At 67.6% G+C, this 17,806-nt stretch carries 5 protein-coding genes; all 5 read left to right on the top strand.

What is annotated here, in order from left to right:
* The first annotated feature begins 32 nt into the window (after positions 1–32).
* The 5 genes from J2852_RS27835 to J2852_RS27815 all read left to right on the top strand — a co-directional run bounded on the left by J2852_RS27835 (position 33) and on the right by J2852_RS27815 (position 17,522).
* Positions 33–7,754 (top strand): beta strand repeat-containing protein, encoded by a 7,722-nt coding sequence (locus J2852_RS27835; RefSeq protein ID WP_209881995.1) that lies wholly within the window; start codon positions 33–35, stop codon positions 7,752–7,754.
* Positions 7,755–7,894: 140 nt separating this feature from the next.
* Positions 7,895–9,922, top strand: coding sequence for an O-linked N-acetylglucosamine transferase, SPINDLY family protein (locus J2852_RS27830; RefSeq protein ID WP_209881988.1), 2,028 nt, complete (start codon positions 7,895–7,897; stop codon positions 9,920–9,922).
* A 175-nt stretch (positions 9,923–10,097) separates the two neighbouring features.
* Positions 10,098–12,044, top strand: coding sequence for a tetratricopeptide repeat protein (locus J2852_RS27825; protein WP_343206837.1), 1,947 nt, complete (start codon positions 10,098–10,100; stop codon positions 12,042–12,044).
* The gene (locus tag J2852_RS27820; RefSeq protein ID WP_209881984.1) at positions 12,041–16,759 is read left to right on the top strand and encodes a tetratricopeptide repeat protein; all 4,719 of its coding nucleotides are present in this window, start codon (positions 12,041–12,043) and stop codon (positions 16,757–16,759) included. The genes J2852_RS27825 and J2852_RS27820 overlap by 4 nt, the downstream gene beginning before the upstream one ends.
* Before the next feature lie 61 nt (positions 16,760–16,820).
* Complete coding sequence (locus J2852_RS27815; protein ID WP_209881982.1) at positions 16,821–17,522, top strand: hypothetical protein; 702 nt, start codon at positions 16,821–16,823, stop codon at positions 17,520–17,522.
* Positions 17,523–17,806: the final 284 nt, after the last annotated feature.

The raw sequence follows: 17,806 nt of genomic DNA, 5'->3' as shown, positions 1-17,806 counted from the left end.
TCGGCGCTCTGACCTCGACCCAGTTTGGGGCGTTGCGGCCCGGTCAGGTCGCCTGGCTGTCCTCCGAAGCGGTCGCCGCCCTGACCACGACGCAGCTGGACGGTCTGACATCGATGCAGCTTGTGGCGCTGCGGCCGACGCAGTTCGCGGTTATGTCCTCCACCCAACTCGATTCTCTGACGACCACCCAGATCCGCGGGCTGACAACCACGGTGGCCGCGACCATGACCACCACCCAGCTGTCCGGTCTGCGAGCGGAGCATTTCGCCGCGCTGGGCGCCTCGCAGGTCGCCAGCTTGGCAACGGACATCGTGGCGGCGATGAGCACCAGCCAAATGTCCGGCTTGACCGCCACTGGGGTGATGGCGTTGAGCATGGAGCAGATGGCGGTCCTGTCCTCCACGCAATTGGGGGCACTGACCGTCACGAGCATCCGCGGGCTGAGCGTCACGAACATCGCGAGCATGACCGCCGCGCAGATGAGCGGGCTCAGCGCAACGCAGATGGCGGCGATGAGCACGGACCAGATCAGGAGCATGTCGGTCAGCGACATCGACGATCTGACCACCACCCAGATCTCCGGTCTGACCCGAACACAGATCGCGGGCCTCAGCACGGACCAGTTCCAGGCGCTGACGCAGACGCAGCTTGCGGCGCTGACCACCACCCAGGCGTCCGGGTTGACCGGCGATCAAATGGAGGTCATCACCGGCACTCAACTCGCCGCCCTCGCGCCGACCCAATTCACGGCGCTGTCCGCCACCGCCATCCGGGGGCTGACCGCGAGCGCCCTGGCCGCACTGCCGGGGACGCAGTTTGCGGTCCTGACCTCCACCCAGGTCGGCGCGTTGGCGCCGACTCAGGTCGAGAGCCTGGCGCCCACACAGATCGCGGCGCTGTCCGTAACCCAGTTTGGCGGGATGTCCGCAGGCGGCATCCGGGCGCTGAACGCTGACCAGATCGCGGCCTTGGCGACAACCCAGCTGGCGGCGCTGACCACCACCGCCATGGCGGGGCTGACGGAAACGCAGATCGGCGGCCTGAGCACGACGCAGTTCGGCAGTTTGAGCACGTCGCAGATCGGCGCCCTCAGCACCACGCAAATCCGTGGAATGACTGGGGAGCAAATCGCGTTTCTGACGCGCAGTCAGGCTGCCGGGCTGACCGCCGCCCAGTTCGGCGCGATGACGGCCGAGCAGGCCGGTCAGCTTGCAGGGACGGTGCTGGGCGGTCTGACCGGCACGCAGATGAAGGGATTCACCCCGACCGCGCTGGCGGCGCTGACGGCCACCCAAGTCAGCGGGCTTGGCGCCACCCAGATATCGGCGCTGGCCGCCACGCAGGCGCAGGGGCTGACCAGCGCTGCGCTGGAGGCGTTCAGCAGTTCGCAGGTTGCCTCCATGACCGTGGGGCAGATCGCTGCGCTGACCGCCTCCCAGATCGGCGGGCTGAGCAGCGACGTGATCGGCAGGCTCACCACCACGCAGATCGCCAGCCTGACGTCAGGCCAAGTGGCGGTTATGTCGTCGGAGCAGGTCGGCGCCCTGACCACGGCGCAGTTGCGGGCGCTGTCCACCTCGGCCATCCGCGGCCTGGGCGAGCAGCAGATGAGCGCGTTGACCACCGCCAAGATTCAGGCTTTGGCGGCAACGCAGATGGCGGCGTTGACCTCAACCGCCGCCGCCAGCATGACGGGGACACAGGTCGCGGCCTTGGCGGCGACGCAACTCGGCGGGATGACGGCGGGGCAGATCGCCTCCCTTTCCGACGATGGGATGAGCGGGCTCGCGGGGACCCAGATGTCCCTGCTGAACGTGACCCAGCTTCGCGCGCTGACCGCGCCCAAGCTGGAAGCGCTGACCACGACGCAGCTCGGCGGCCTCAGCTCGACCCAGCTTTCGTGGCTGACTGGGCCGCAGGTCGGCGCCCTCACCGCCGCGCAGATCGAATCGCTCAACACCACCCAGGTAAAGGGCCTGACGGCCGGGCAGATGGCGGCGCTGACGGCCACCGGAATCGGTGCCCTGACCACGTCCCAGATTGCGGTGCTGACCCGGACGCAACTGGGCGGCCTGACCGCTGCCGGGGTTGAGGCGCTGACCACCACCCAGATTTCTGCCCTGTCCTCGGCGCAGATGGGGGGGCTGGCAACTACGGCGATCGGGGGCCTGACCGACACGCAGGTGGCGGCGCTGAGCACCGACCAGCTGCGCGGCCTGACGACGCAACAGATCTCGGCCCTGAGCACCGACACGGTGGACAGCCTGTCCACCGACCAGCTGTCGGGCCTGACCGACGCCCAGACCAAGAGCCTGACGGCGACCCAGCTCGCGGTCTTGAGCGAGACCCAGGTCCAGGGGCTGACGACGACCGACATCGCTTCGCTGTCCACGACCCAGCTCCGGGGCTTGACGACGACCGTGGCCGCCATGCTGACCGGCGCTCAGCTCGCCGCGCTCAGCACAACGCAGCTGTCGGCCCTGTCGGATGCGGGGATTCGCGGTCTCGACGAAACGCAGATCAACGGGCTGACCACCACCCAGCTCCGCGCCTTGACCCCGGCGCAGGTCGGCGCGTTGAGCACCGATCAGGTGACCGCCCTGGCGCCGACGATGCTTTCGGCGCTGACCACGACCCAGGTCGCGTCCCTGCAGGCGACGCAGGTCGCGGCACTGACCACGACCCAACTCGGCGGGCTTTCGACGGCGCAGATGGCGGCCTTGTCCGCCTCCGGCGTGCGCGGGCTGACGCCCGAGCAGATCGGGGCCCTTCCGACAACCCAGAGGAATGCCCTGACGGCGACCCAGATCGGGGCGCTGAGCACGGACCAAATCGGCGCCCTGACGTCGAGCGATGTCGCTGGCTTGACGACCACGCAGCTGAGGGGGCTGAGCGCAACCCAGATGGGGGCCTTGTCCTCGGAGGGCGTCGGTGGCCTGACCTCGACCCAAATGGCGGCGCTGAGCGCAACGCAGGTCACCGGCCTCCGGGAGACCGGCATCCGGGCATTGACGACGGAACAGCTCGACCATCTGACCTGGACCCAGATGGGCGCTTTGACCTCCATCGGGGTCAAGAGCCTGACCGAGACCCAGGTTGCGTCGTTGACCACCACGCAGATCCGGGGGCTGACGGCCGCCCAGATGGCGGAGATGTCCGTCGATGGACTCGACGGGCTGGCGGCCACGCAGATCGCGTCGCTGACCACCACCCAAGTCAAGGGACTGACCTCCACCGCCCTTGAAAGCCTGACCGAGACACAGCTCGGGGCGCTCACGGCGTCCCAGATGGGCGCGCTGACGAACACGGCGTTGCGCGGCTTGTCCGAAGGGCAGATTGCGGCTCTCTCCAACACGCAGTTCGCGGGGCTGACCGCGACCCAGGTCGGTTCCCTGGCCGGTTCTCAGATCGCCACGCTGACGACGACGCAGATTGCGGCGCTGACCACCAGCCAGGTGCAAGGGCTGACCGTCGCCCAACTCGGCGTCATGGACACCGCGCAGCTTCAGTCCCTGTCCACCACCGGCGTTTCGGCCCTGACGGCCACCCAGCTGAGCGGCCTGTCCACCTCCTTCATGGGAATCCTGACGGCGACCCAGGTCGGAGCCCTGAGCACGGCGCAGATCGGCGTGCTGTCCGGCACCGGGATCGGCGGCCTGAGCGCAACCCAGATGGCCGGCCTGACCACGACGCAGCTGGGCGCCCTGACGGCAACGCAGATCGGAGCCCTGAGCGGTACGCAGGTCGGCGACCTGACCACGACGATCCTGTCGGGACTGACCACCACCCAGATCAGCGGCTTCACCGCCACGCAGGCCGGCGCCTTCAACACCGAGCAGCTCGCCAGCTTGACCACGACCCGTGTTGCCGCGCTGTCCTCGTCCGTGATCGCCAAGTTGAGCGAGACGCAGCTCGGTGCACTGTCTTCCACGCAGATTCGCGCGCTCAGCTCGACCCAGTTGACGTCCCTGACCGCCACCCAGGTCGGCGGGCTGACGCCGACCGCCGTCGCGTCCCTGGCCACCATTCAGGTCCGCGCGCTGCTTTCGACCCAGTTCGCCGCTCTCGCGCCAGAGGCCGTGAGCGCCCTGACGACGACCCAGGTTGCGGCGCTCGGCCCCGCGCAGCTTGGCGCCCTGACGGAAACCGGCGTCGCGGCGTTGACGACGACTCAACTCGGCGTCATGAGCAGCTTGCAGGTTGGGGGGATCTCCGCCGGTTCCATCGACGGGCTGAAGGCGACCCAGCTGGCCGCGCTGACGACGTCCCAGCTGCGTGGTTTGACTGCGGCCCAAATCGGCGAATTGTCACCCGATGAGATCAATGGGTTGACCGTAACGCTGATGGCCTCGCTCACCACCACGCAGATCGGCGGCATGACCGCGTCGGGCGTGGCGGCGCTGATGGCAACCCAGCTCGATGCCGTGAGCCGGACACAAATTGCGGCCTTGTCCTCAGAGGCGGTCCGAGGCCTTGCCGACACCCAGCTTGCCGCCCTGACGGACACGCAGTTCGGCGGATTGACCTCGACGCAGATCGGCGCGCTGACCAACTCGCAGATCGCCGCGCTGACCACCACCGAGGTATCCGCGCTGAGCGCCGTTCAGATCCGGGGGCTGACGGCCACCCAAGTGGGCGCGCTTGAGGAGACGCAGCTCCAGGCGCTGACCACCACCGCGCTCAGCCTGATGAGCGTCAGCCAGCTCGGCGGGCTGACGACGCTGGTGAGCGCGCTGAGCACGACGCAGCTTTCCGCCTTGTCCGAGACGCAATTGACGGCCCTCTCGGGCGATGGCATCAGCGGTCTGACCGACACACAGATCTCCGGCCTGACCACCACGCAACTGCGGGCGCTGACGGCGACGCAGATCGGCGCGCTCAGCACCGCTCAGGTGCGCAGCCTGACCACCACCCAGTTCAACACCCTGACCTCGACCCAGATGGGTGGCCTGACGGCAACCCAAGCCGAGGCGCTGGCCACGACACAGATTGCCGGCCTGACAACCACCCAGATCGCCTCGCTGTCCACGTCCGCGATGAGCGGTCTGAGCGCAACGCAGGTGGGCTCCCTGACCGATGCTCAGTACGGCGCGCTGACCTCCCGGCAGATCGGCGGATTGTCCTCCGGTGGGATCGCCGGACTGACGGAGACGCGCGTCATGGCGCTGGCCACGACGCAGCTCCGTGGACTGGCTTCCGGCCAGATGGGCGCGTTGGCCGCGACGCAGCTGGGCGCCATGACCAGCACCCAGTTCACCGCGCTGTCGCCCACCCAATTGGGCGGGCTGAAGGACACCCAGATCGAGGCGCTGGCCGCAACCCAGATGGCCGTGTTGACGGTGACCCAGATGAGCGGTTTGACCGCGACACAGGTCGGCGCGCTCACCCCCACGCAGATCTCCTCCCTGTCCACCACCCAGGTGCGGGGCCTGACGGCGGCGCAGTTCGGCGCCCTGTCCGGCACCGGGCTCAGCAGTCTGACGACAACGCAGATGGCAGCCCTGACGACCACCCAGATGATGGGGCTGACCTCCGAGGGCATTGGCGCGTTCGGCACGACCCAGCTCGCCGCCCTGACGGCGACGCAGCTTGGGGCGCTGACCGCCACGGCGCTTGGCGGGCTGACCGACCCGCAGATCGCCGCGCTGACCGCCACCCAGCTTTCCGGGCTGTCCACGACCCAGATCGGCGCGTTGACCGGAGACGCGGTGGACAGCCTGACGGACTCCCAACTCGCCGCCTTGACCAGCACGCAGTTGCGCAGTCTGACAAGCACGCAGCTGGCTGCCCTGACGACCGAGCAGGTCTCCGGCCTGACCGCCACGACTTTGGCGGCGCTAACCGCCGGCCAGATGAAGGGGTTCACCCCATCGCAGGTGGGCGCGCTTTCCACCACCCAGTTTGGGCAGCTGACGGCGACGCAGATCGGAGGGCTGTCCAACTCGACCCTGGAGAGCCTGACCACGGTCCAGCTCAACGCCTTGTCTTCGACCCAGTTGCGCGGCCTGACCACGACGCAGATTGGCGCGCTGACCACCGAACAGGTCGCCGGTTTGGCGGTCGATAAGCTGACCGCCCTTACGACGGCCCAACTCGGCGCAATTGCGACCACCGGAATCGCGGCGCTCAGCAGCACGCAGCTCGGCGCCTTGACCAACGTTGAACTGTCGGCGCTGACGGCGACCCAACTCGGCGGTCTGACGGAGACGCAGGCGCAGGCCTTGTCCTCCACGCAGCTCAACGCGCTGACGACCACGCAGCTGGGCGGCCTGTCCACCACCGCCATCAACGGCCTGACCGCCGGCCAGTTCGCCGCCTTGACCACCACGCAACTGCGCGGCTTGGCGGCGACCCAATTGGCCGGGCTGTCCACGACCCAGATCGCCGGCCTGACCACCACGGGACTGTCCGTCCTGAACGCATCCCAGTTCGGCGCGCTGAGCGCCACTGGCGTCGAGGCGCTGACCACGACCCAGATGGCGCAGCTCAGCTCCACCCAGATGGGCTGGCTGTCCTCCACCGGCATCAGCGGGTTGAGCGAGGAGCAGATCGCGGCACTGACCACGACACAGCTGCGCGGCCTGACGGCGGGGCAGGTGGGGGCAATCACCGCCACGCGCATCGACGCCCTGACCGGGGCGCAGCTCGCAGCGCTGACCACGACGCAGCTGCGCGGTCTGACGGCAACCCAGATGGGTGAAATGACCGCGACCCAGATCGCCGGCCTGCCCGGCACCGGGATGGCCGCGCTGACCGCGGCGCAACTGGGCGGCATTGCCCCGGCCGGAATGGCGGCGCTGACCACGACCCAATTGCAAAGCCTGACGACGACCCAGGTGTCGTCGCTGTCGAGCACAGGCATCAGCGGGCTGAGCGAGACGCAGATCGGCGCGTTCAGCACCACCCAGCTGCGCAGCCTGACCACGGTGCAGGTCGGCGCGCTGTCCGCCAGCCAGATCGGCGGGCTGACGACCACCACGTTGGCCGCGCTGACCACCACGCAGATCAGCGCTCTCGGCGCCAGCGGGGCGACGGCACTTTCCGCCGGTCAGTTGGCCGCTCTGACCGCGACGCAGGTCGCCTCTCTGTCCACCTCGGCCATCAGCGGGTTGACCGAGACCGCGCTGGGCAGCTTGACGACGACCCAACTCGCCGGCTGGACGGCGACGCAAATCGGCGCGATTTCCACGTCCGCGATCACCGGCTTGACGGAGGCGCAGATCGCTTCGCTGACCACGACCCAGATCGACGGCTTGCGCGGGTCCCAACTGATGATGCTGACCGCCACCGAGATCGGCGCGCTGAGCGGCACACAAATCGAATCCCTGTCCGCAACGCAGATCAACAGCCTGGGACGGGTGCAACTGCGCGCCTTCTCGACCAGCCAGATCGGCGCGCTGAGCACGACGCAGATCGGGTCCATGTCGACGACGCAGATCACCAACCTCGCCACCACATCCTTGCAGGCGTTAAGCAGCCGGCAGTTTGCCGCGCTGACCATGACCCAGATCGGCGCCATGACGACCCGGCAGATCACCGGACTGACCGAGACGCAGATCGGCGCGTTGAGCCCGATCCAGCTTGCCGGACTGACGACCACGCAGGTGGCGTCGCTGACGGACGCGAACATCGACGCTCTGACCGAAGCGCAGATCGGAGCGCTGGGGGCAACGCAGCTTGGCGCCTTCACCACGACGCAGATCGCGGGCATGACGCCGGAGCAGATAGCGTCCATGAACGCCGCCCTGGCTTAATTGAAGCGGATTTCAATTCACGGAAACAAAGTTTCCGCTGAGAGTCGGCGAAGCTGAGAGCCGGCGGATGAGGCCATATGAACCTGAAGAGAACGCAAGTTCGCTTTAAGGGGCGAAGGGAAAAGTAGGAACCAGGACCTATGAACAGCGACAATTTGTCGTCGGCGCTGAACCGTCCGAGAGGGCGCGATCTGAGCGTCTTGGATCTGATCCGCACCGCGGAGGAGATCAGGGCCACAAGGGGCATCGGCGAAGTCCTGTCCCTTTACGAGACGTGGGTCTCCCACAACGCGGACAACCAGCTGCTGTACGCGGTCCTGTTCAATCACAGCGTGGTCTTGACCGACAGCGGAGACCTGAACGCGGCGCGCGACTGCCTGGAGCGCGCGCTGCTCCTCAACCCCGATTTCATGCCGGCCTACATCAACCTCGGGAGAATTCACGAACGGTTGGGCGATGCCGGGCGGGCGGTTCTCCAATGGTCGAGTTTGGTGGATCGGCTGGTGGCGGTGGACGGAAACGCCATCACCCACAAGGCGGCGGCGCTGAACCAGATCGCCCGTGTGCTGGAGGAGAACCAACAGGATGAGTCCGCGGAGGCCATGCTGCGCCAGACCCTGGACATCGACCGCGATCAGCGGGAGGCGATGCAGCATTACCTCGCGTTGCGCCAGCGCCAGTGCAAGTGGCCGGTCGTCCAGCCGTGGGAGCGGGTCGGCCGCGAGGCGCTGCTGAGCGGGATGTCGCCGCTGTCCATGGCGGCCTATGCCGACGATCCAATGCTGCAGTTGGCGGCCGCCTGGAACTACAACCTGCGTGACGTCGGTGCGCCGGGCGAAGGGCTGATCACCTCCCATTGGGCCGCGCGCGAAGGGCGCCGGGGTGGCCGCTTGCGCATCGGCTATCTGTCCTCGGATCTGCGCGATCACGCGGTGGGTTATCTGACGGCGGAGGTGTTCGGGCTGCATAATCGGGACGCGGTCGAGGTGTTCGCCTATTACTGCGGTCCAGCGTTGGGCGGCCCGTTGCAGGAGCGGATCAAGGCCACCGTCGATCACTGGGTCCCCATCAGCGATCTCGACGACGCCACGGCCGCCCGACGGATCGCCGACGACGGTATCCAGATTCTCGTGGACGTCAACGGCTACACGCGGGATGGACGGACCAAGCTGCTGGCGTTGCGGCCAGCTCCGGTGATCGTCAATTGGCTGGGCTTTCCCGGAACCATGGGCAGTCCCTATCACCACTACATCATCGCGGATGACTGGATCATCCCTCCGGGCGACGAGATCTACTATTCGGAAAAGGTGCTTCGCCTGCCGTGCTATCAGCCCAACGACCGGCAACGTGTCGTGGCGCCGCAGTCGCCGTCGAGGACCGATGTCGGGCTTCCCGAAGACGGGATGGTCTATTGCTGCTTCAACGGTCTGCACAAACTGACCCGGCCTACGTTCGAACAGTGGCTGACCGTGTTGGATCGGGTTCCGGGCAGCGTCCTTTGGCTTCTGGCGGGAGAGGCGGCGGTGCACGAGCGGCTCCGGAGCTTCGCCGCATTGCGCGGCATCGCGCCGGAACGCCTGATCTTCGCGGAAAAGATGGCCAACGCGCATCACCTGGCGCGCTATCCGTTGGCGGACCTGTTCCTCGACACCATGCCCTATGGAGCGCACACGACAGCATCCGACGCGCTGTGGATGGGAGTTCCGATGCTGACGCTGAGCGGGCGATCTTTCGCCTCTCGCGTCTGCGGCAGCCTGTTGCGCAGTGCGGGTCTTCCCGAACTCGTCTGCACCTCCCCGGACGAATATGTCGGCCGTGCCGTGGCCTTGGGCCGGGATCGGGCGGTGCTTCGGTCGTATCGGGAGCGGTTGTCCGCGCAACGCGACCGTTGCACACTCTTCGACACGCCACTGCTGGTGCGCAAGTTGGAGGAACTGTTCGGGCAGATGTGGAGCGATTGCGAGAACGGGCTCTTGCCTCGCCCCGATCTGACCAACCTGGACGCCTATCTTGAGGTCGGCACACGGCACCATCCCGACGAGGTCGGTGTCCGGTCGGACAAGGAGTATCGGGCGTGGTGGACCGGCCTGCTGGCGCGCAGGCACGCATTCCGTCCCATTGCTCCAGATGGCCGGCTGTGGACGCAAGCGGGGCCTGAAACCGCTTGAGGTGACGCTGCCGCATGTTCGAGTCGTCGCGGAATTTGCGCAACTCGACGCATGCCCCAGGCCCATGATCGTGCTATCGGTACCCTCCGTGGGAAACGTGGATAGCCGGATGAACCGCAGGGATCGCAGAGCGTCGCAAGCGAGGGGGAACGCTCCCTCTCCGGCCGCCAACCTAGTGGCCCAGGCGGTCCAGCACCATCAGGCGGGCCGGCTGGCCGAGGCCGAGGCGTTCTACGTTCAGGCGTTGCGTGCGCATCCCCGGCATCCCGACGCGTTGCACCTGCTGGGCATGATCGCCTGTCAGACCGGCCGCTTCGACAGGGCTGTGGAGCTTATCGGGCAGGCGGTGGCGGGCAACGGTTCGGCCCCCGACTATCACGCCAATTTTGCTTTCGCGCTCCAGGCCCTGGGCCGCGCAACGGAGGCAGAGGAGGCCGCCCGCAAGGCGCTCCGCCTGCGCGGTTCCTTTCCGGAGGCGGCCAACACGTTGGGCAACGCGCTGGGCGCGCAGAAACGGTTTGAGGAAGCCGCGGCGGCCTACCGCGAGGCCTTGACCGGCCGGCCCGACTATGCGGAGGCGCAGGGTAATCTGGGTGCCGTGCTGCGTACACTCGACCGTTCCTCCGAGGCGGAACCTCTCCTTCGGGCGGCCCTCTCGCGCAACCCGAACCTTGTCGAGGCGCGCGCCGCTCTTGGCCTTGCCCTGCTGGACCTCAACCGCATCGCGGAGGGCGTCGCGACCTTGCAGGACGCGCTGGCGCGGAAACCGGCGCACGGACCTGCCCTGCTGGCGTTGGCCGGCGCCTACCAGCGCGCCGGACGCGACGCGGACGCCGCTCCCTATTACCGCCGCTACATGGTGGTGGAGCCAGCCGACGCCGGTGCATGGAACGGCTACGGCCTGCTCCTCCAGGCCGCCGACTGCATCGACGAGGCGGCCTACGCCTACGCTCGCTCCTCTCGCCTCTCTCCGCTAATGCCCGAGGCGCTGACCAATCTCGGCAACGTCCGGCGCCTGCAAGGCCGGCTGGACGAAGCGGCAAAGTTGCATGGCCGGGCACTGGACCTGCGGCCGGACTACGCGGCGGCGCACGCCAACATCGCTCTGGTGTTTCAGGATCGGGGAGACGAGGCGGCGGCCGAGGCCAGCTTCACCCGCGCCCTGGACTTCGACCGGGGTGAGGCGGTCGCCCGGTTCAACCGTGCCATCCTGCGCCTGCGTCAGGGTCGGTTGGCGCAGGGCTGGGCCGACTACGCCCACCGCTTCGCCTCGCCCGCCCTGGGAACGGCAAGACGGCTTTCGATGCCCGAATGGCAGGGCGAGGATATTTCGGGCCGCCGCATCCTGGTGTGGGCCGAACAGGGCCTTGGCGACACGCTGATGTTCGGCTCTGTCCTGCCCGACCTAATTGCCCGCGCCGGGGGCGTGGTGATCGAATGCGATCCCCGGCTGATCGCTCTGCTCCAGCGGTCCTTCCCCACGGCGGCGGTGCGCGCCCCGACCGCAAACCCGCGCGACGTGGACCTGCATATTCCCATGGGCACGCTGCCCCGGCTGCTCCGTGGCCGCTTGGCGGACTTTCCGCCACAACCCGGATGGCTGCGGCCCGACCCGTTGCGGGCTGCGCTGCTGGGGGAGCGACTGGCGGCGCTCGGCCCCGGATTGAAGGTCGGAATTGCCTGGACCAGCCGCCGCGCCGACGCCGCGCGCCGCGCCGCCTACACGCGTCTGGACCAATGGGCGCCGGTGCTGGCCACGCCGGGTGTCCGGTTCGTGAACCTGCAATACGATGGCCGCGAGGACGAGATCACCGCCGCCGAGTCCCGGTTCGGTGTGCGCCTGCACCGCTGGCCCGACATCGACCTTTACAATGACCTGGACGGTTCGGCGGCGCTGACCGGCGCGCTTGACCTCGTCGTGACGGTGGCATCGTCGGTGGGCGAGACCGCGGGCGCGCTTGGCGTGCCGGTGTGGCGGGTCGGCGGGCGGGACTGGACCCAACTCGGCGCGGGCGTGCGCCCCTGGTTCCCGACCATGCGCCTGTTTCAGCCGCAAGCCGGGCAGGGCATCGACCATGCTCTGGCGCAGGTCGCCCGCGAACTCGCGCGAGGAGCCGCGTGAGCCAGAACAATCAGCCGCCGGGCGAGATTTTGACCGCTGCCCTCCGGCACCATCGGGAAGGGCGGCTGGACGCGGCGGAACCACTCTACCGCCGTCTTCTGGACATGGTCCCCGGCCATGCCGACGCGCGGCACCTGCTGGGCGTGCTGATCCACCAGCGGGGCCGGCACGAGGAGGCGGCCTCGTTGATCGTCGAGGCGATCCGGATCGAAAGCGGCATCCCGGACTATCACAGCAATCTCGGCCTCGTTCTGGCCGCGTTGGGACGACTGGATGAATCCGCGGCGTGCCACCGACGGGCGCTGGCTTTGCGCGCCGACTATGTAGAAGCCCACTTCAACCTCGGCCTGGTGCTGGTTGCCTTGGGTCGGGTTTCGGAGGCCGTCGCCCATTACGCCGAGGCCGCGCGCCTGCGCCCCGACTTCGCCGATGCGCACTTGAATCTGGGCGCGGCTCTTCAGGATCTCGGCCGCCCCGAAGAGGCGCTGGCGGCCCATGCCCGCGCGGCGGAGCTGCTGCCCGGCGATCCCAGGCCCTGGAGCAACATGGCGGTGACCATGCGCCAGCTCGGCCAGTCGGCGGAGGCCGACGAGGCCCTGCGGCAGGCAATGGCGCGCGGGGGAGCCGCCGACGCCGGTTCGTTGATGGCGTTGGCAGGCGCGCTGCACGCCGAGGGGCGCCTGATCGAGGCGGCGGACGCTTACGCGGAAGCCCTGCGCCTCGACGGGCAGAACCCGTTGCTGCTCAACAACTTCGGCCTTCTGCTGCGCGATATCGGCCAGCCCGAGGATGCCGTCACCTGCTTCGAAGCGGCCTTCGCCCTGAAGCCGGACTACGCCGAAGCCTACGACAATCTGGGTTCGCTGAAGGCCGCGCAGGGCCGGACGATTGAAGCGGAAGCCTGCCATCGCGCGGCGCTGGCCTATCGGGGCGACATGGCCGCCGCCTGGAACAACCTTGGCAACGCCATCAAGGCGCACGGCCGCTTGGACGCGGCGCTGGCCTGCTGGCGGATGGCGGTGACGCTGGAGCCTGGCCGGGCGGAGGTTTACTCCAACCTGGGCAACGGCCTGCGCCAGCGGGAACGCTTCGCCGAAGCCGAACGCTGTCACCGCCGAGCCCTGCTGCTGATGCCGAGTCAAGCCGCGGCCAACAACAACTACGGCCATGCGCTGCAGGGGCAGCTCCACCACGCGGAGGCGGCGCGCTGGTTCCGCCGTGCGCTGGCCCTCAACCCCGCCTATGCCGAGGCGCTGAGCAACCTGGGGCTGGCGCTCCAACGGCTCGGCGACCGGGTGGCGGCCGAAACGGCCTATGGTCGAGCGCTGGCCCTTCAGCCCGAACTGGCGCTGGCCCATTTCAACCGCGCGCTGCTCCGTCTGGAGCAAGGCGACCTGACCGAGGGTTGGCCCGGCTATGGCTGGCGTTTCGCTTCTGGGCAGGTGGGGGCAGGGCGGCAGCCCGCGATGTCTGCGTGGCGCGGCGAGGATTTGACCGGCAAGCGCCTGCTGGTCTGGGGGGAGCAGGGGGTTGGCGACACCATCCTGTTCGCTTCCATGCTTGAGGATGTCATCGTCCGTGCCCGCGCCGTGGTGATCGAGGTGGACAGGCGGTTGGTACCGCTGTTCGCGCGATCCTTCCCGAAGGCGTCGGTGCGCGAGCCGACTGTTTTGCGCGACTGCGATCTACACGTTCCCATGGGGTCGCTGGCGCGGGTGTTCCGTCCAGCGTTGGCGAACTTTCCGGCACGGCCGGGCTGGCTGGTTTTCGATCCCGTGCAGGCGACCTTGTGGCGCGACCGCTTGGCGTCTCTGGGACCGGGGCTGAAGGTGGGCATCGGCTGGCGCAGTCAGTTCATCACCGAAGAACGGCGGAGCGCCTACGTCGCGCTGGACCAGTGGGAACCATTGTTCACCCTGCCAGGCGTGGTGTTCGTGAATTTGCAGTACGGCGACTGCGAGGGGGAACTCGCCGCCGTCGAGGGGCGGTTCGGCGTGCGCATTCACCGCTGGGCCGATCTCGATCTGAAGGATGATTTCGACGGTACGGCGGGCCTGATCGCGGCTCTCGATCTGGTGATTTCGCCGGCCATGTCCGTGGGCGAACTGGCTGGGGCGCTGGGCGTCCCGGTGTGGCGCTTCGGCGGTCGGGACTGGACGCAGCTCGGCACCGGCGCGCGTCCATGGTTCCCGACCCAAAGGCTGTTCCAACCGCGTGCGGGGGAGGCGTTGGGCGACGTGCTGGCGCAGATGGCGCAGGCGCTCGCCCCCACCACGCTCCCCACCCCCTCTTGCCCTGATTCCATCGACGGACGGGAAGCGGAGCACTTGCTGGCGCAGGGGCTTCGGCATCACCGAGCTGGCGACCTTCCGACCGCCGAGCGCTTCTACCGCCGTGTCCTCGACCGGGACCAGCAGCATCCCGACGCGTTGCATCTCATGGGCGTGCTGGCGCATCAGATCGGCCGGCACGACGCGGCGGCGGAGCTGATCGGCCGCGCCCTGGCCCAGCGTGACGTGGCGGAGTATCACGGCAACCTTGGTTCCGTGCTCCAGGCGCTCGACCGCCCCGACGAAGCTGTGATCCACTACGAGCGCGCGCTGACCCTGCGGCCCGACTATCCCGACGCGCTCAACGGTCTGGGCAGCGCGTTGCAGGAGCTTAACCGGCTTACCGAAGCGGAAGCCCGTTACCGCGCTGCCTTGGCCCAACGGCCGGACTTCCCGGAAGCGCTTGGCAATCTTGGCACCGTTCTCCACGCGCAGGGGCGGTTCGACGAGGCGCTTGCCTGCCTTGTCGAAGCGGTTGCCCGCGATCGGGGTTCGCCCGACGCGCGCATGGGCCTGGGCGCCCTGCTCTCCGACCTGGGCCGACTTGCAAAGGCGGAGGAGCAGTACCGCGAGGCGGTGGCGTTGGCGTCGTCCGACCCGGAGGCGCACGCCGGCCTTGGCAAGATTCTGTTCCAGCGCGGGCGTTACGCCGAAGCGGCGGCAAGCTTGGAACGCACTGTCGAATTGGGTGGTCGGCGGGCGGCGACGCTCGACCTTCTGGGGGCCGCACGGCGCCTGAACGGCGATCCGGCCGGCGCGGAACGCTGGCACCGCCTTGCCCTCCGGGCCGAACCGACGCGGTCCAGCGCACACACGAATCTGGGATTGGCGCTCAGCGCGCAGGGGTGTTTCGCACAAGCGGACGAGTGCTACCGCCGGGCGCTGGCCCTCGCTCCGGCCGGCGCGGAGACGCTCAACAACCTGGGCGTCAGCTTGCAGAACAGCAGTGCCGTCAGGGAAGCCGTCGTCTGTCATCGCCGTGCCGCGCGGCTGCGTCCGACGCTGGCGGAGACTTGGGGCAACTTGGGTGCTGCCCTGCTGCGCCTGAGGCGGCATGACGGGACGGTCGCAGCCTGCGGTACGGCGTTGCTGCTGAAGCCGGACCTTGCCGGCGCCTGGACCACGCGCGGCGCGGCGTTGAAGGCGCTCCGCCGCTTTGGGGAGGCGATCCGGAACCACCGCCGTGCGTTGCGCGTTGCCCCCACCCACGCCAAGGCCTGGTCGAACCTGGGCACTGCGCTGGCGGGAGAGGCGCGTTGGGACGACGCCATCGCCGTGCAGTACCTGGCGCTGTCCTTGGCACCGGACTTCGCCGACGCGTATCTTAATCTCGGCCACGCCGAGCAGGTGCGGGGGCGTGCGGTCCTGGCCGAGCGCTTGGCGGAGCGCGCGTTGATCGTGAATCCGTCACAATCGAAGGCACGGGTGAACCGCGCGCTGCTGTTGCTGGCGCGGGGCGATCTGGAGCAAGGCTGGGCGGACTATGGGCAGCGTTTCGCGGGGGGTGAAGCCGGGCCGCAACGCGTGTTTCCCGTTCCTGAATGGCATGGCGAAGACCTCGCCGGCAAAACCCTTCTGGTGTGGGCGGAGCAGGGCCTCGGCGACGAGATCATGTTCGGCTCCACCCTGCCGGACCTGCAGACGTTTGGTGGGCGCTTGATCGTGGAATGCGATCCGCGGCTCGTTCCGCTGTTCGCCCGCGCTCTTTCCGGTGCCGAGGTGCGCGCCGCGACGGAATTTCCGTCCGATTGCGATCTGCACGTCCCGATGGGGACGGTGGCGAGCCGGCTGCGGAGCCGGCGGAGCGATTTTCCGGTGCGTGCGTCTTATCTGACCCCCGAGGCCGGCTTGGCCGCGCGGTGGCGCGAGCGGCTGTCGGTGCTCGGTCCTGGCTTGACCGTCGGAATCGGATGGCGCAGCGGCCTTGTCACGGCGGAGCGGGCGGGGGCCTACACCCGGCTGGACCAGTGGGGGCCGGTCTTCGCCGTCCCAGGCCTGCGGTTCGTCAACCTGCAATACGGCGACTGCGCGGCTGAGATCGCGGAGGCGGAGCGACGCTTCGGCGTGGTCATTCACCGCTGGGCGGACCTCGATCTGAAAAACGATCTGGAGGGGCTGGCCGCGTTGATCGCAGGTCTCGACCTTGTGCTCGCCGCTCCCACGTCGGTGGGCGAGCTGGCGGGCGCGCTCGGCACGCCGGTGTGGCGGATCGGCGGGCAGGACGACTGGTCACGGTTGGGCGTCGGCGTCCGGCCGTGGTTTCCCGCCATGCGGTTGATCTCCCCCGAACCGGGAGGTGGTCTTGACGATGCGCTGCTTCGGGCGGCACAGTCGATTGCGCGTTTGGGCCGCAGTGCGCCCCCTCAAAAATTAATTGTCGATTAACAGTGTTCGACGTAGCGTAGTGTTGAGGAGGTCGCTCCGCGTCTTTGAAGGAGAGAGTGCCATGTCGGACGGAATGGCCGGCGTCAGCCAAATGGTCTCGGACCTTAACAAGTCCATCAACTCTGCCATTGAACGCGTGAAAGCGGAAAGGGAGGCGCAGGCCGCCGCCGCCGCCAACGTCCAGGAATTCCGCAAGGACGTCCGCAAGTCCTCCTCCGACAGCCGGGCGTTCGCGACCGACATTGGCATCCTTGCCAAAAACACGACTCGCCTCAACGTTATCGGCTCGCTGAACGCGAATGACAACGTCGATTTTTACAAATTCCGCGTCACCAGCAAGGGTGAGGCGACGATGGGGCAGATTGGCGACAAGGGCGTGCATGTCCAGTTGATGTCCAAGCACGGCACGGTCATTGCGGACAGCGACCAGAAGGCCGGTAAGACCTACGATAATTTCAAAAGCCTGATGCAAGGTGAGCTTACGCTTGATCGCGGCGATTATTCCGTGCGCATCAGCCGCGATAAGGGCGAATCGGCGAAAGAGACAAAAAACTACGCCATCCAATTCAGCATGGGCAGCTATACCCAAGACTACGACACGGTGGCCAAGGCGCCCCGGAAGGGCGACAGTCCCTTTGCGTTGTCGGCCGGACAGCAGGCGATGCTCGATGGTTTGAACCAAGCGGCGGCCAGTATGAAGTCCATTCCCACTGGGCAGACCGGCACGCAGAAGCTACTGGGTTCGTTCAATCTGTTCATTTGAATCGGCCCTGTCTGCCATCAGACCCGAATTCATGAATTGTTAACCGCTGTGCGTTAACAATTTTTCATGAATAAGCTCATGCCGTTGGTGTGATTTTCTGCTGCCATTGGTTGGCGGCCGTAATGGCTGTTCGGTGAGTTGTGCGATATGCTTTCTAAGGCAACTGTCGAGGCACGGGGTTAATCTATTGATTTATCGTTGTGTTCCAAGGTGAATACAGATATTCCTCTGTTTAATCGTTGCGTGCCACTCGGGGGCCTTTTGTTCTTGCTCTCGTCCCGTTT

The organism is Azospirillum soli, from assembly GCF_017876165.1.
Taxonomy (GTDB): domain Bacteria; phylum Pseudomonadota; class Alphaproteobacteria; order Azospirillales; family Azospirillaceae; genus Azospirillum; species Azospirillum soli.
Note: the sequence above shows the minus strand (reverse complement) of the source record. Positions and strands in the feature narration are given on the sequence as shown.